Source organism: uncultured Streptococcus sp., assembly GCF_905372115.1.
Lineage (GTDB): Bacteria > Bacillota > Bacilli > Lactobacillales > Streptococcaceae > Streptococcus.
This window is the reverse complement of the sequence record NZ_CAJPNR010000001.1, coordinates 25,878-41,434: the sequence shown is the minus strand read 5'-3', so window position 1 is coordinate 41,434 and position 15,557 is coordinate 25,878. Positions and strand designations below refer to the sequence as shown.

Here is a 15,557-nt window from a genome sequence, read left to right as displayed (position 1 = left end):
AGAGAAGTTCGCTCTTTCCCATGAATGGACTTTCTTTTCTCAAGAGGTAACAATATGGTTTTATCAGATATTGAAATTGCGAATTCGGTTCAAATGAAGCCCATCAAAGATGTTGCAGAAAAGCTTGGAATTGCTGAAGACGCCCTGTCTCTTTATGGAAATTACAAGGCAAAAATCAGTGCCGGTCAACTGGAAGCCTTAAAAGAAAAGCCAGACGGCAAACTGATTCTCGTGACAGCTATTTCTCCAACACCAGCCGGAGAAGGCAAGACAACGACTTCTGTCGGATTGGTTGATGCTCTAGCTGCTATCGGTAAAAAAGCCGTTATCGCTCTGCGGGAGCCTTCACTCGGACCTGTCTTTGGTATCAAAGGCGGAGCTGCTGGCGGTGGGCACGCTCAGGTGGTGCCGATGGAGGATATCAATCTCCATTTCACTGGTGACTTTCATGCCATCGGTGTTGCCAACAACCTACTAGCGGCCCTCATTGATAACCACATTCATCATGGCAATGCCTTAGGTATCGACTCTCGCCGCATCACTTGGAAGCGGGCAGTGGATATGAATGACCGGCAACTGCGCCACATCGTGGACGGTTTGCAAGGTAAAGTCAACGGTGTTCCGCGTGAAGATGGTTTTGACATTACAGTTGCTTCTGAGGTTATGGCTATTCTCTGTCTGTCAGAAAATATCACTGACCTTAAGAACCGCTTGGAAAAAATCATCATTGGCTACAGCTTTGACGGCAAGCCAATAACTGCTAAGGATCTGAAAGCTGGTGGCGCTATGGCTGCTGTGCTCAAAGACGCTATCCATCCAAACTTGGTTCAAACTCTGGAACATACACCAGCCTTGATTCATGGCGGACCTTTCGCCAACATTGCCCATGGCTGTAACAGTGTCCTAGCTACCAAGCTGGCTCTCAAATATGCCGACTATGCAGTCACAGAAGCTGGTTTCGGTGCTGACCTAGGTGCTGAAAAATTCATTGATATCAAGTGTCGTACATCTGGTCTTCGTCCAGCGGCTGTAGTTCTGGTTGCTACCATCCGCGCTCTCAAGATGCATGGTGGTGTGGCTAAGAGCGACCTGGCTGAAGAAAATGTCCAAGCCGTTGTAGATGGTCTGCCAAACTTAGAAAAACATCTGGAAAACATTCAAGATGTTTATGGATTGCCAGCAGTCGTTGCCATCAATAAATTCCCGCTGGATACCGAAGCAGAATTGCAAGCAGTTTATGATGCCTGCCAAAAACGCGGCGTTGACGTAGTGATTTCCGACGTCTGGGCCAATGGCGGAGCCGGCGGTAAAGAATTGGCTGAAAAAGTCGTTGAACTGGCCGAAGGAGACAATCACTTCCAATTTGTATATAATGAAGAGGACTCCATTGAGACCAAGCTAAACAAAATTGTTACCAAGGTCTATGGAGGCAAGGGCGTTCGCCTGACTCCTGCCGCTAAACGCGAGCTCAAACAACTGGAAGAGCTAGGCTTCTCCAACTATCCTATCTGTATGGCTAAGACTCAGTACTCCTTCTCAGACGATGCTAAGAAACTGGGCGCACCTAAAGACTTTGTTGTGACTATTAGCCAGCTCAAAGTTTCTGCTGGTGCAGGCTTTATCGTTGCTCTGACTGGTGCCATCATGACCATGCCAGGACTGCCTAAAGTACCAGCCAGCGAAAAGATTGATGTCGACAAAGACGGCAATATCAGCGGTTTGTTCTAATAAATACCAAAAATGACAAATGTAACCCTTTTAAGAGCAAACGATTTTCAAGTTTCCGATTGGTCGGGGGGAAAGACAAAACAGCTTTATCTTTCCCCGCCAACTGGCCACTATGGCAACCGGGAATTTGACTATCGGCTCTCGACAGCGACTGTGGAGTTGGCTGAAAGTCAGTTTTCTGACCTCAGCGGCTTTCACCGCATTCTCATGAGCCTAGACCACACACTCCATCTCCACAATGCCAGCCGGCAGGAGGAAACGGTTCTAGCTCCCTTTACTCCCTATGTCTTTGAAGGGAGTGATTCTATCACAAGTCGTGGAACTTGTACCGACTTTAACTTAATCTACAGCAACCATTATCAGGGACAGATGATTGCTATCTCAAATGGGCAAGAGCTTAGCCGAGATGACGAAATTCAATTTATCTATGCCTTAGGTGATTTGACGGTGACGGGAACAAACCTGCCAGCACTTAATCTAAAGGCGGAGCAACTTCTGATAGTGGAAAAAGAGACTCAGGAAACTGAGCTGCATATAATGTTTTCGAGTAACCAGCCAAAGGGAACGCCCCTTGCTATTTGGGCTGGTTTGACCCACATCCCTACTAAGTAAAGATACCATGATGCCTTGTCACCATTCTATCTTTACTTGGAAAGGATCCCATATCTCTAAAGGAGAAACATTATTATGGATGCAACTAAACTCACTGCACAAGAACAAGAACAGGAAAAAGCGAAATTCAGCTTTTCCGGTGCAACTCTCTACGGTATCAATGCCGTTATCGGTTCAGGGATTTTCCTCCTACCGCAAAAGATTTATAAAGGACTTGGTCCTGCCTCTCTAGCTGTCATGCTTGGAACTGCCCTCCTCGTTATTCTCCTAGCTGTCTGCTTGGCAGAAACTGCAGGTTATTTTAATAAAAACGGCGGAGCTTTCCAATATTCCAAAGCGGCCTTTGGAGACTTTATCGGCTTTAATGTAGGTTTTCTAGGCTGGGTCGTAACCATCATCGCTTGGTCAGCAATGGCTGCCGGCTTTGCCCGACTCTTCGTCATTACCTTCCCGGCTTTTACTCCTTACGAACTAGTCCTTAGTATCACTTTGATTGTCTTGCTTAGCTTGATGAATATTGCTGGTTTGAAGACCTCTAAATTTTTCACACTGGCCGCAACTGTAGCTAAGTTGATTCCAATCATTGCCTTTGCAGCATGTGCCATCTTCTTTATCAAAGGTGGAATAGACAAAGGAAACTTCACTCCTTTCCTACAGCTTGAACCTGGAACCAATGTCATGACTGCTATTGCCAACACAGCCGTTTATATCTTCTATGGCTTCATTGGCTTTGAAACCATGTCTATCGTTGCCGGTGAAATGCGCAACCCAGAAAAGAACGTGCCTCGGGCTATCCTAGGCTCCATTAGTATCGTTTCTGTCCTTTATATGCTCATCATCGCTGGAACCATCGCCATGCTTGGTAACCATATTATGCAGACAGATGCTTCTGTACAAGATGCCTTTGTAGCAATGATTGGCCCTGCTGGTGCTTGGATTGTCTCTATTGGTGCCCTTATCTCAATCGCCGGTCTTAATATCGGGGAATCCATCATGGTACCGCGTTATGGTGCAGCCATCGCAGATGAAGGCTTGCTCCCTAAGAAAATTTCAGAAACCAACTCTAAAAACGCTCCTGTTGTAGCAATTATCATTTCTGGAGCATGTGCCATCGCCCTGCTCTTCTCTGGTAAATTCGAAGAATTGGCAACCCTCAGCGTGGTCTTCCGTTTCTTCCAATACATTCCAACTGCTTTGGCGGTCTTGAAACTCAGAAAAATGTATCCAGAAAAGAAGGTTGTCTTCCGTGTACCATTCGGCCCTATCATCCCAATCTTAGCTGTTGTTGTCAGCCTGGTTATGATTGTAGCTGATAATCCGATGAACGTCGTTTACGGTGTCATTGGAGCTGCCGTTGCAAGTTTAGTATACTACTTCATGCACGGTCGAAAACAGGTTCCTACTAACCCTGACTAACTCAAAGCATTATATCCCATAATGGAGGATTCTATATGTCAAAATTGATTCACTTAGACGGAAACAGTCTAACACTTGAAGATGTTATCGCAGTAGCCCGACATGGAGCCACCTGCGAAATTGTCCAAGAAGCAAAGGAAGCTGTGGAGGCTTCTCGTAAAATCGTAGATGACATCGTCCGCGAAAAGCGGGTGGTCTACGGTGTTACAACTGGATTTGGCTCTCTCTGCAATGTCAGCATCTCACCAGAAGATACGACTCAACTGCAAGAAAACCTCATCCGTACGCACTCCTCAGGCTATGGTGATCCCCTGCCAGAAGATGCCGTCCGTGCTATCATGCTAATCCGGATTAATTCCTTGGTCAAGGGCTATTCTGGTATCCGTCTCTCTACTGTCGAAAAGCTCCTGGAATTACTCAATAAAGGCGTTATCCCTTACATTCCAGAAAAGGGATCCCTCGGTGCCTCTGGTGACTTAGCACCGCTGGCTCACATGGTTCTGCCTATGTTAGGACTGGGCCGTGCTTACTATCAAGGTGAATTGCTCTCTGGACAAGAAGCTTTAGACAAAGCCGGCATCGAGAGAATCGATCTAGCAGCCAAGGAAGGACTTGCACTGATTAACGGAACGACTGTCCTGACAGGTATCGGAGCTCTGGCTACCTACGATGCTATCCAGCTGCTTAAACTATCAGATGTCGCTGGCGCTCTTTCCATGGAAGTCCACAATGGTATTACCAGTCCATTTGAAGAAGACTTACATACCATCCGACCTCAGAGCGGACAGCTGGCTACAGCCCGCAATATCCGCAACCTGCTGGAAGGCAGTGGCAACACAACTGTAGCAACACAACAGCGGGTCCAAGATCCTTACACCCTGCGTTGTATTCCGCAGATTCATGGTGCCAGCAAGGACTCTATCGCTTATGTCAAGACCAAGGTTGAGATTGAAATCAACTCTGTTACAGACAACCCTATCATCACCAAAGAAGGCCATGTTATCTCAGGCGGTAACTTCCACGGTGAACCAATGGCTCAGCCATTTGACTTCCTCGGCATCGCTATTTCTGAAATCGGTAATGTATCCGAGCGTCGTGTGGAACGTCTGGTCAACAGCCAACTGAGCAAGCTACCATCCTTCTTGGTCAAACACCCAGGACTCAACTCTGGCTTTATGATTACCCAGTATGCTTGTGCTTCGCTTGCTTCTGAGAACAAGGTCTTGTCTCATCCAGCCAGCGTAGACTCTATCCCATCTTGTGAAAACCAAGAAGATTTTGTCAGCATGGGAACAACCGCAGCACGCAAGGCAGCTGAAATTCTCAAGAATTCTCGCCGCATCGTAGCAACAGAAATCATGGCAGCCTGCCAAGCTCTGGATCTGAAACCAGAAAACCATGAACTTGGTAAAGGAACCAAGCCAGCCTACGACCTCTTCCGTCAGCATGTCCGCTTTATCGAGTTTGATAAGGACATCGAAATCTACGAAGAGCTCAACAAGGCTTCTGAGCTGATTGAAAACGAAGAATTCCTAGCAGCAGTTGAAAAGGCTGTGGACTTGACCATTCAATTCTAAAGCTGATGACTCTGTAAAAAAGCTAACCTAAGAAGCCCGCTCTCGTTCAGCTGGGCTTCTTTTCCCGCCAAAAGCCATTGACAGGCTTGGTGGAAACTCTTATAATAAAGTCGCAAGTGGCATTAAGAAAGACTTAATACTCAAGCTCAAACTAACTGCTAACAGCAATGGCCTGCAGCAAGGCGATGCTGATGCAATTTGATGGTATTTTCTAATAGTGTAAAGTTGCCTGCACTGAGCAAGATTTTTGGCACTCCCCAATCCGGCATTTTAGATTCCAAACTAGAGACCTCACCAAGTGCTTCCACATCATAGAAGAGGCTAGATGGGTGACCAGACCAATTGTTTGGAAGCCGAATTGACATGACAATACTAAAGAGAAAATTTTAGAAGCTTGAATGACTTCAATTAAGGGGATAAGTAATAATGAAAAAAGCGTTTAAAGTGGACTATTTTACAATTATGCATCCGGTTGCGTGCATCACTCTACCGACAATGGCCTACTTCATTTGGCTTATGTTAAAAAAATTCTTCTTTGATTTGCTAAACATTCTGATAAGCATTTGGACAGGAAAAGAAATTAAGGAAACAACAGATTACCTTCTTCTGGGTTTTTATCTTTGTATTTCTATTCTTATCATTTATTTGGTAGGCTTTCTAGTCCAGTTTATTATCCACATTCGCAATCGCAAAGAATACTCTCTTTTACCTGCTTGGTGTATGCTTACAGCTTTAATCGCTCTTGTTGCAACAGTTATAAACACCTTAGTCCTTAACCCTGAATTAACCCCGTATGCTTATTTCCTTTCAATTGCAGCCTATATTGCCTATTTCTTTTCAAAGAGACCAAAGGTCATTGAAAGCTACCGGTCCAACGCTAAGATACGTTATGCTACATGGACTATTCTGTTTCTCGCTATTATCCTATCTTTCTTATAAAACATTCACTATCCGTTAGAGTACTTTTCCCGCCAAAAGTCATTGACAGGCTTTGTGGAAACTCTTATAATAAAGTCGCAAGTATCGTTATGGAAAAGGACAAAATCATGTTAGAAGATTACTATCAGCTAGATAACAGCTATTATCATAAGAGACTAGATGATGATTTATATGCTGCCAAATGGGGGATGGTTATTGAGTTTTTGGACTTAAATGACCCTAACTTAAAACCCTTTGACGGGGTCAACTTTGCTTTAATTGGCTTCAAGAGTGACAAAGGGGTTTATATCAACCACGGCCGAGTAGGGGCTGTCGAAGGGCCACAAGCTATCCGAACTCAGCTGGCCAAACTTCCTTGGCATCTGGGCAGAAACGTTCGCATCTTTGATGTTGGCGATATTGACGGCCCTAACCGCTCTCTAGAGCAGTTGCAACAAAGCTTGGCTCGAGCAGTCAAACGCCTGCGAGAGCTCAATCTCCGACCTATTGTCCTAGGGGGTGGCCACGAAACAGCCTACGGCCACTATCTGGGACTTAAGTCGTCACTAGCTCCTGACCAAGACTTGGCCGTTATCAATATGGATGCCCACTTTGATTTGCGTCCCTATGACCAGACTGGTCCCAACTCTGGTACCGGTTTTCGCCAGATGTTTGATGACACTCTAGCTCAGAAGCAGGCCTTTAACTACCTTATCCTAGGAATTCAGGAGCATAATAACAATCTCTTTCTCTTTGACTTTGTGGCAAAATCCAAGGCTATCCAGTTTCTGACTGGAATGGATATTTACCAAATGGGTTACAAGGAAGTCTGTAAAGCGGTTGATACTTTTCTGGCTGGCAAGGAGCAGATCTATTTGACCATTGATATTGACTGCTTCTCAGCTGGTGCCGCTCCTGGTGTCAGTGCCATTCAGTCGCTTGGTGTGGATCCCAATCTAGCTGTCCTGGTCTTCCAGCACATCGCCGCCTCAGGTAAGCTAATCGGCTTTGACATCGTCGAAGTCTCACCACCTCATGATATAGATAACCATACGGCTAATCTGGCAGCCAGCTTTGTCTTTTACCTGACCCAAGTCTGGGCGCAAGCACATGACTAATGGGGATTTAAAAACTTCATTAGAAACATCAAAAGAGGATGAACTCTATGTTCATCCTCTCTTATTTTGTGTTTAATACCTGAGATAGACCTTGGCGTAAGTTTTCTAATTCCTTTAGTTGGTGCCGGTCACGGTAGGGATTGAGCTGGCTCTTAGCCGTTTCATAGTAGGTTTCAAAGTCCTGAACTAGCAAGTCTTCAAAGCCTGCTTCCTGCAAGCTGCCAGTCAGCAGGCGATACTTAATCACAGCCATCAGATAGTAGATCAGTCCCTTGTCCCGCGGATTGCCATAGCGGCTGATGAGGCTATCCTTTTTCCGAAGCAGATCAAGCACAGGCTGGTAATCTCCCTTCTCGCAACCAATCAAGGCCAAATAAACTTCCAACTGGGTCTCTTTCCAAGGGAAGCTGAGAGATTTCAAGGCTGTTTTAGCTTTGAGGAAAATTCGCTCCGCCTGCTCATAATCTTTCAGCTGATAATAGGTCATACCCAAGCCGATGTAGAAAGCAAAAATCGAAGGCTCTGCTGTTTTATTTTCCGTCAACTTAATGGCCTCCTTCTGATGGGTCAGCGCAGTCGTGAAATTCCCGCGAATCTGCTCAATCTCCGCCAAATAGTCTAGAGCCGCCGCAATCTGAATCGAGTACTTGGAACGCAGCGAAGCCGTCAGGCTGAAACAGTCAATAGACTGGTAGAGATGGTGAAGCGACTGCTCCTCATCTCCAATCATGAGATGATAGAGCCCCTTGAGCCGGAGGTTGATAGCAATGGCCTCGTGATTATTGGCCTGGACCGATGCATCCAGAGCCAACTCCGTATAATAGCGCATCTCAGAGATATTCTCCGTCTGGATGCAGTAATAAATCATCTGCCGATAGCCTTCTAAGAGAAAATCCATCTGCTGCAGCTCCTTGGCCGAAATTATCACCTGCTGGATATTGTCCATTCCCTGCTGGTAATCCCCTGTCCGGATAGCATAGCGCCCTTCTAGATAGAGAAAGCGGAGAACCAATAACTGAAAATCCTTGTGATTCTGATGTTTTCTCTCTAAGCCCTCTATCTCCCGACGGATACGGTCAAACTGCTCTAAAACCGCTGACTGATTGCTATCATCCGTCTTTTCGATAAAGCCAAACTCCCGTGAATAAATCGGAAAGAGCTCGTGATGAAACTGCAGGGTAGCTTCAAGATAATGCAGTTCGTACTCCAGAGACTTAATTGGCTGCTTGGACAGCTTGTAGTGATAGGCGATTTCATTGAGCAGCTGAGCATGATAGAGAGAGTCTCCCAGCTGGTCTTCCATGCCTTGGGCAATCTGGTGATGCAGCATTCGCTTCTTGGCAAGTGACAGGCGCTCATAGGCGTAGATTCTCAAAAGTTCCTGGCTGAATCGCACTACCAAGTCCTCGCCCTGCTCCTCTTCCATCAAGAGCTGCTTCTGTCCAAACTCCTCAGTGATTTCGACCACTTCTTCCATCGGCAAACCTAGTAGCCTAGCCAAGAGCGAAACCGACGCAGGAGCCCTAAAGCAGGCCAGATAGTCCACCAACTCCTCTTCTTGACTGCTCAGGTAATCCAGCTTCAAGGACAGCTTGGCCTTGATGGCCGGAGTCAGCGGATGAAACTTCTCTCCTCGCAGAAGCTGCTCAGCATATTCCGACAGAAAGAAAGGGATACCTTGACTAACCCGATAAATATCCTCAAGGCTTGCTTCAGATATGGCTAACTGACCTGTCTGGGCTTGCAAGTAAGCTGTACTATCCTTAAAATTCAGCGGCTGCAGCTCGATAAAGCCCAGCTTATTGCGTACCAGCAGGTGATTGAAAAAATGTTCCAAATAAGAAGGAGTGCTCAGATGCTTGGTCAGCACAAAGGCCACAGGATAGCCAGTCAAATGATTCATAACTTGCTCTAGGACAGCAACGCTGGACTTATCCATCCAGTGACAGTCCTCAATCAAGATTATCAAAGCTTTTTTCTTAGAAATCTTCTGCAGAATATCTACCACAAACTGAGCCAGCTTGTCCGCATCCAACTGACGACCAGAAGTGCCGCCTGTCAAAATGGGAAAATAACTCTCCAAGATGACCTGCCACTGACTGATAGAGAGAATCTGGTGCTGAATAACCAAGTCCCCCAGGCCGTCCAGCAAACCGCGCCAAGGCTGGAGTTCTGTCTTCATCTCTTCCTTGAAGCACTCGGCCATGACAATCTGGAAATACTTGGTCTGATTGGCCAGTACTTGACGAGTCACTGTCCGCTTTCCGATACCAGTACCACCGACTAGAACCAGAGCACGCGCCTCCTGAGTCTCTATCACTTTAGAGAAATAAGATTCCAAGCGCTTGATTTCATCGACCCGCCCGAAAAAGTGATCCGTATTGCGCAGAAACTGCTTGGTCTTGCGCTCGCTACGGTCCTTGGCAAGCACCTCATGATATAGTTGCTGGATAGGTTCCGTAGGACTAATGCCCAGTTCCTTATCTAAAATATTGACCAATTTGTAGTAGGTCTCTATCACCTTACCTGGCCGATCATTATCCTGATAGAGCTTCATGAGCAGATGGTAGTTCTTCTCATCAAACTCATCAATGCTGATCAAACGGCGCAAATTCCGCTCAGCCTCTTCCAAATCCAGATGATCTTTTTCTGTTTCCAGCTGTTGGTAGCAGGCTTGGATATAAATCTGCTCATATCGCGTCCGCATCTTAGACACCCAGTAATCAAAAGCCTCGCTGTCCTTGAGATAGAAGCCCTGCAGAAAATCCCCCTGATAGAGAGACAGATGCTCCGCAGGATGATCCGTAAAAAGTTCTACATCACTTTCAATCGCACACTCGGGATTAAGCGACAGCACAGTCCGGTTAGGAGCGACAATCCATTCCCCACCTAGTAGCTTGTTAGCCTGATAAATTGTATTGCGCAGATTCTTTTTGGCGGTCTGATTATCCTTATTTTCCCATAGAATTCCTGCAATCTCTTCTCTATTGACTGCACCATTGATATGAAGATAGTAAAGCAGAGCATTGATTTTGGCAAAAGGAAAAAAGACTTCCTCTTGATTGAGAAAGACACTCGGACTTCCCAGCAATTTCAACCTCAACAGATTTTTCGACATGCAAACGCCTCCAAGAAACCTTATAAAACTAATATAAACAAAAAGAGACAGTTTGGCAAGTAAAGTATTATACTAGTCCTTAATTTCCAGTTTTTAAATTGGTTTTATTTAGGATTTTTTTGTTATACTAGGATGAAAATAAAATTTTAGAAAGTTACTTATGAAGAAAAATATTGTTCTTTTCATTTTTCTCCTTCTGAGCGCGATTGGCTTAGAATACGAGACACAAGCCTATACTACTGGCAGTATGTCAGGTACTTCCTATGGGATTGTCGGACTATCAGCCCTCTTGGCCCTGCTCTATATCATTCCTTCCCTGCTCTTGATTCGTCAACTGGGAAAAAAATGGCAGACGCCTGCACTTAGTCTTGGGGTAGCTCTGCTAGGTGGCCTTTTCATTTCTGGCTGGACCTCTGGCTTGGCCAACACCTATATCCACGAGTGGGTCAGCACGAGCTTCCCAAATACTCTGCTCAGCGACCTAGAAAATGCTATCGCAGCTCCGCTGGTTGAAGAACCCCTCAAGCTGTTGGCAGTTGCCTTCGCAGTCTATCTAGTCCCCGTCAAAAAGCTCAAATCCTTCTTGATGCTGGGTATTACAGCTGGCATGGGCTTTCAGATTAGCGAGGATTTCTCTTATATCCTCTCTGACCTGCCCGAAGGCTTCTCCTTCACTATCTCTGGTATCCTAGGCCGCATCACAGGCGGCGTTGCCTCTCACTGGCTCTACACCGCCCTAACCACTCTCGGTCTAGCTCTCATGCTACGCTATGCCAAGACTCAGAAAAACTACTTCCGAGTGGGGCTCTTCTACTTCCTAGCAGCCTTCGTTCTCCACTTCTTCTGGAATTCACCGCTGACTGCTATCGAAACGGACGTCCCAATCATCGTACCGGCTATGACTGCTCTGGCTGTCTTTATCTTTTACCAAGCCTACCGAACAGCCCATAAAATTGATCAGGAAGAATTGGAAGTGGATTAATGCAAAAAAACGACCGTTAGGGTCGTTTTTTTGGTTTCTTATCATAAAGATATCTTTATCTAATACTATTTTTCAGCAAATAGGATGTGGTGAAGCTTATCTACTAAACTACCTAAGATTATAATTATCAATTTGTTAAGATAGCAAGTTTTGGAGACTCTTGTCCCAGACTCGCTATCCATTCAAACTATTTTCCGTTATGTTCCTGCTGGAAGGCTTCCATGGCTTTGAACTGTTCTAGTTCTTTTTCGTTGTCAGGTTGCTTGCCCAAGTATTTATATTGGAAAAAAGAAGTTCTAGCACTTGGTCCAAAGTCACTTTCAAGCCATGGTGCATAATCAAAGTCTATCGATAACTTGTTATTTTCATCCAAATGAATCAACCCCGCTGACCAATCGCTCAATTCATGATCCATGAATACTTTTTTTAATTCCTGAGCTTTTTCAAATAATTTATCGTACTCCTCAAAAAATTCAAACTTAGAAACACCAAAATCTCGAGGAATATAAAAGAAATAATGGTACTCTCCATTGTATTTAAAGAAAAAGTTAATTCCTCCACTTAAGGTTCTATCTACTTCAAAATTGATATAAAGATCATCCCACTCAACTGGAATCATATCGTTGGCTTGATGCACAATTTCGATAATTTTTTCGTTAATTTGTTCTTCCATTTTATCCTCCGATTTGATTCAAGATTGTTTTAACCTCAGGCATTTTTCCTTCAATTTCATAGATTACCTTAAATGAATCCGGTCTCAATGACTTACCTGAGTAGACTGGTTGGATGTCTACTGTGACTTTTCTAGGCGGCACTTCCTTAAGTGCACTCGCCCATTCTTCCTCCATATTATACCAAGTTCCACCAGAACGGTTGATTTCACGGTTCATAGCGACAAGGTTATCTAGATCACCTGAGCCATTAAACTGAGTCCCAATCAAGTGTCCACCATCATCCAGGCCTGCCTTAAGCTCTGCCTCAGTAATCCGGTATTCTCGACCAGCCACACGTTGGCTATGAGCATTCCGCTTCCCTTTCTTGAGAACCAAATCATCCACTTCAACACGAGAAATACGACCAAACTCGTCTGTCGTATAGCGGTAACCATTCTCTGCCACATACTGAACGTTTGGTAAGAGCTCCTTACGACCATTGACACCTTTGGTGAATTGTTCGCCATATTCAACTTCTTTAAAAGGTTTCTTAGCAGTTTCAGCAGTCTCTTCTAAGCCTCTAGCTACTTCATTGCTATGTTTAGCCAGTTGTTGACCGACTTCCTGATCTATAGTATTATTTAGGCTGTTTTTAACTCCAACTCCATCTTTGTTATTGGTTAAACCAAGATTAGAATCAGTCTTTTTACTGAGGTAAGCTGGCGCTGATTTAGAATGAGAAGGTTTTGAAACATCAAGTACTAAACCTTCTGGTGTCACCATTGAAGGTTGTGGGAACCATTTTTCACCAAAATTATCAACTTTACTCTTAGTAGCATCAAATAGATTCTTTCCAAAACCTTCCGCTGTATTTAAGACTTTACCAGTTTTAGAAGCAATGGCATGTGCCGCACTACCAACGCCATTTTTTGCAATTTTTCCAGCTATAGATGCTTTCGACGCTGGTAAGGCAAACTCGGCCGCTTCCAAGGTAGTTTTAAGCTGATTTTTTTGAGCCAAACCGTCTCCGGCCATGAAATTTGAAATAGAGTTAATTTCGCGGGAGCCAGGAGATAATTGACTCGCAAGATTCATTACATATCTGCTTACTCCTAATAACATCTCTGGTGCAGAGGTTGAATCCCATTTATCAATAATCCCTTGCCATACAGCAGAATCGCGATTATAAATTTCGTTCAATTCATCTTTAGATAGATTGACTAACCCAGCCTTATGAGCCGTAGTTTTCATTCCATCAAAGCTTAAATCGGCCAAAGAAGCTAGTCCAGTAACAGCATCATTATAATATTCCTTAAAGGCTGCTTTCCCAGCTTCATGGCTAATTTTGGATCTTTTTTCAAATGCATCTAGACTAAAATCCTTTGGCAATACCTTCGTTTCGGCTAAATATTTATTCGAAGCACTAGGATCTGCAAGAAGGTATTTATTGACAAATTGACTGAGTGCACCCGGCCTTACCTCTTCTAGAGTTGTTGGACGAATTTTTACCTCTTGGTAACCCGCTTGATAATTTGGCTGACCAAATCGGTTCGGTTTCGTAGGTGCGCTCAGGTTTGCCCATCCTTTAGCAATCTTTTGACTTTTGCTTTCACTGGATGAATCAGTATTTTGCTGGAGCAAATCGCTTAGTTTGGAAGTAGCGTTTGTTGGTTGTTCCTGCCAGATTTTCCTTGCTTGAGAAGCTCTGTTTTGTCTTTCTTGAGCTCGTGCCAAGGCCTTAGCTTCTTCTTGGGCCTGACGGAAAGTATCAATTTTATTTTCTGCCGACTGGATTTTGTTAAATCCTTTGGCTAATGCACTGATTTCTTCTGATGTATAGTTAGATAAATCTACATTGACCTTATCACCAGGTGTCAGATTAATACGATTTTGTTTATTATTGATGTTCAGCTTATTCTGCCCATGCAAATCCTGAAGAGCCAGCATAGAAGCTGCTGCTGCTTTTTCCTTATCATCTGGATAATGGAGATTGCCGATTTTAGCTAAGCTATCACCTTTCTTGATCTGATAGTCATTACTTGCGGATTGATTAAATAGAGGCTGACTTTCTTTACTATTTGCAAGATCCAACAAGTCTTGATAAGCCGATGTAGGCTGACCTTGGCTATCGGTGAGAGTAGACTGACCATAAGGAGTAAAATCTAACTTTCCCTTGTTACTTGAGGAAGTTGAGCTTAAACTATCCTCTGGAGTCGTGGTAGCCGACGTTTCAGAATTATTCAGACCATAACCATAGTCTTTCAGCGCTTTAATAAACTGATTTCTATGTTCTTCTGACAAGGAATCTAAAGCCGTTTCAACTTCCGGTGAGACAGCTAAGTTATAGCGGCTACTGCCTGTGCTTGCTTTTTGAGTTCCAGCATTGGCAGACTCCAAAGCCTTTTCGGTAACATCTACTGCACCCAAAGCGTCTGTTTCAGATTGATCTACTTTGGAATCAGCCATTTTCAAGGCATCATCTTTACCTTTTTTAGCAAGACTGTCTGTCGTTACAGTATCATCTTTACCAGCAATCGCCTTATAATCAACAGAATCCGCCAAGCTGTCTGAAGCACTTGCAGATGAATCGCTGATTGGTTTGTAATCGCTAGGTTTGATATTGCTAGCGTCCTCGCTTACTGATGGTGTACTAATCGGACGATAGTCGCTCGAACTAACACTGCTAGCACTTTCGCTTACCGATGGTGTACTAATCGGACGATAGTCGCTCGAACTAACGTTGCTGACACTTTCACTTGTCGACGATGTGCTAATTGGACGGTAGTCGCTCGAACTAACACTGCTAGTACTTTCGCTTACCGACGGTGTGCTAATTGGACGGTAGTCGCTCGAACTAACATTGCTGGCACTTTCACTTACCGATGGTGTACTAATCGGACGATAGTCACCCGAACTAACATTGCTGACACTTTCGCTTACCGACGGTGTACTAATTGGCTGATAGTCACTTGAACTAACGTTGCTAACACTTTCGCTTACCGACGGTGTGCTAATCGGACGATAGTCGCTCGAACTAACATTGCTGACACTTTCACTTACCGATGGTGTACTAATCGGACGGTAGTCGCTTGTGCTGATGTTGCTTAAGCTTGAACTAGAATTAGAACTGATTGGCGCATAATCAGAGGCTGAGAAAGAACTTCCAAAACTAGAACTACTAAAACCTCCGCCAAAATCGAAAGCTTTTACCTCATGAGGTTGAAAAGCCATCGCACTCAGTATGACAGCCGAAGCTATAACAACTTTACGAAATGATTTTTTCATAAGACAACCTTTCTATAATGTAATACCGTTAATATTATAACGCATATTTCTTATACTGTTAATATTTTTGGTACAATGTTATAGTTTTTTAATAAAAAGTTGGATTATCTTCATATTTATTTTCCTAATTTTTAAGACTCATTTAAGATA

Annotated in this window: 11 protein-coding genes; 7 read left to right on the top strand and 4 right to left on the bottom strand. The window is 44.3% G+C overall.

Translation table 11 applies throughout. The features are described from left to right. Window positions 1-54: 54 nt before the first annotated feature. From QZ169_RS00185 to hutH, 4 genes are all read left to right on the top strand, one after another. Window positions 55-1,728 (top strand): formate--tetrahydrofolate ligase, encoded by a 1,674-nt coding sequence (locus QZ169_RS00185; RefSeq protein ID WP_295504000.1) that lies wholly within the window; start codon window positions 55-57, stop codon window positions 1,726-1,728. 12 nt (window positions 1,729-1,740) lie between these two features. After that, window positions 1,741-2,340 carry a HutD family protein gene (locus QZ169_RS00180; RefSeq protein ID WP_295503998.1) on the top strand — a complete coding sequence of 200 codons (600 nt, stop codon included), beginning with the start codon at window positions 1,741-1,743 and terminating at the stop codon, window positions 2,338-2,340. Between the two features lie 75 nt (window positions 2,341-2,415). Beyond that, the gene (locus tag QZ169_RS00175; protein ID WP_295503996.1) at window positions 2,416-3,756 is read left to right on the top strand and encodes an APC family permease; all 1,341 of its coding nucleotides are present in this window, start codon (window positions 2,416-2,418) and stop codon (window positions 3,754-3,756) included. A 35-nt stretch (window positions 3,757-3,791) separates the two neighbouring features. Beyond that, window positions 3,792-5,333 (top strand): histidine ammonia-lyase, encoded by a 1,542-nt coding sequence (gene hutH, locus QZ169_RS00170; protein ID WP_295503994.1) that lies wholly within the window; start codon window positions 3,792-3,794, stop codon window positions 5,331-5,333. A gap of 158 nt (window positions 5,334-5,491) precedes the next feature. On the opposite strand, the gene QZ169_RS00165 is transcribed toward hutH, so the two are convergent. Continuing rightward, the gene (locus QZ169_RS00165; RefSeq protein WP_295503992.1) at window positions 5,492-5,698 is read right to left on the bottom strand and encodes a hypothetical protein; all 207 of its coding nucleotides are present in this window, start codon (window positions 5,696-5,698) and stop codon (window positions 5,492-5,494) included. Between the two features lie 61 nt (window positions 5,699-5,759). Between QZ169_RS00165 and QZ169_RS00160 the strand changes: the two genes are divergently transcribed. Next, the gene (locus QZ169_RS00160) at window positions 5,760-6,272 is read left to right on the top strand and encodes a hypothetical protein (RefSeq protein WP_295503990.1); all 513 of its coding nucleotides are present in this window, start codon (window positions 5,760-5,762) and stop codon (window positions 6,270-6,272) included. A gap of 107 nt (window positions 6,273-6,379) precedes the next feature. Next, window positions 6,380-7,369 (top strand): formimidoylglutamase, encoded by a 990-nt coding sequence (hutG, locus tag QZ169_RS00155; protein ID WP_367113030.1) that lies wholly within the window; start codon window positions 6,380-6,382, stop codon window positions 7,367-7,369. A gap of 61 nt (window positions 7,370-7,430) precedes the next feature. Here the strand turns inward: hutG and QZ169_RS00150 are convergent, their stop codons facing one another. Further along, a complete protein-coding gene (locus QZ169_RS00150; protein ID WP_295503986.1) occupies window positions 7,431-10,487 on the bottom strand; it encodes an AAA family ATPase in 3,057 nt (1,018 codons plus the stop codon). 160 nt (window positions 10,488-10,647) lie between these two features. On the opposite strand from QZ169_RS00150, the gene QZ169_RS00145 reads away from it, so the two are divergent. Beyond that, window positions 10,648-11,469, top strand: coding sequence for a PrsW family intramembrane metalloprotease (locus QZ169_RS00145; protein ID WP_295503985.1), 822 nt, complete (start codon window positions 10,648-10,650; stop codon window positions 11,467-11,469). A 187-nt stretch (window positions 11,470-11,656) separates the two neighbouring features. Here the strand turns inward: QZ169_RS00145 and QZ169_RS00140 are convergent, their stop codons facing one another. Further along, window positions 11,657-12,142, bottom strand: coding sequence for an immunity protein YezG family protein (locus tag QZ169_RS00140; protein ID WP_295503983.1), 486 nt, complete (start codon window positions 12,140-12,142; stop codon window positions 11,657-11,659). A gap of 1 nt (window position 12,143) precedes the next feature. Then, entirely contained in the window at window positions 12,144-15,353 is a 3,210-nt protein-coding gene (locus QZ169_RS00135; protein WP_295503981.1) for a DNA/RNA non-specific endonuclease, read from the bottom strand. Between the last annotated feature and the right edge of the window lie 204 nt (window positions 15,354-15,557).

Excerpts from the sequence above, each read along its gene's own strand:
- QZ169_RS00150 (WP_295503986.1), bottom strand. The coding sequence starts at position 10,487 with ATGTCGAAAAATCTGTTGAGGTTGAAATTGCTGGGAAGTCCGAGTGTC.
- QZ169_RS00180 (WP_295503998.1), top strand. The coding sequence starts at position 1,741 with ATGACAAATGTAACCCTTTTAAGAGCAAACGATTTTCAAGTTTCCGAT.
- QZ169_RS00160 (WP_295503990.1), top strand. The coding sequence starts at position 5,760 with ATGAAAAAAGCGTTTAAAGTGGACTATTTTACAATTATGCATCCGGTT.
- QZ169_RS00175 (WP_295503996.1), top strand. The coding sequence starts at position 2,416 with ATGGATGCAACTAAACTCACTGCACAAGAACAAGAACAGGAAAAAGCG.
- QZ169_RS00145 (WP_295503985.1), top strand. The coding sequence starts at position 10,648 with ATGAAGAAAAATATTGTTCTTTTCATTTTTCTCCTTCTGAGCGCGATT.
- hutG (WP_367113030.1), top strand. The coding sequence starts at position 6,380 with ATGTTAGAAGATTACTATCAGCTAGATAACAGCTATTATCATAAGAGA.
- QZ169_RS00135 (WP_295503981.1), bottom strand. The coding sequence starts at position 15,353 with ATGGCTTTTCAACCTCATGAGGTAAAAGCTTTCGATTTTGGCGGAGGT.
- QZ169_RS00140 (WP_295503983.1), bottom strand. The coding sequence starts at position 12,142 with ATGGAAGAACAAATTAACGAAAAAATTATCGAAATTGTGCATCAAGCC.
- QZ169_RS00165 (WP_295503992.1), bottom strand. The coding sequence starts at position 5,698 with ATGTCAATTCGGCTTCCAAACAATTGGTCTGGTCACCCATCTAGCCTC.
- hutH (WP_295503994.1), top strand. The coding sequence starts at position 3,792 with ATGTCAAAATTGATTCACTTAGACGGAAACAGTCTAACACTTGAAGAT.
- QZ169_RS00185 (WP_295504000.1), top strand. The coding sequence starts at position 55 with ATGGTTTTATCAGATATTGAAATTGCGAATTCGGTTCAAATGAAGCCC.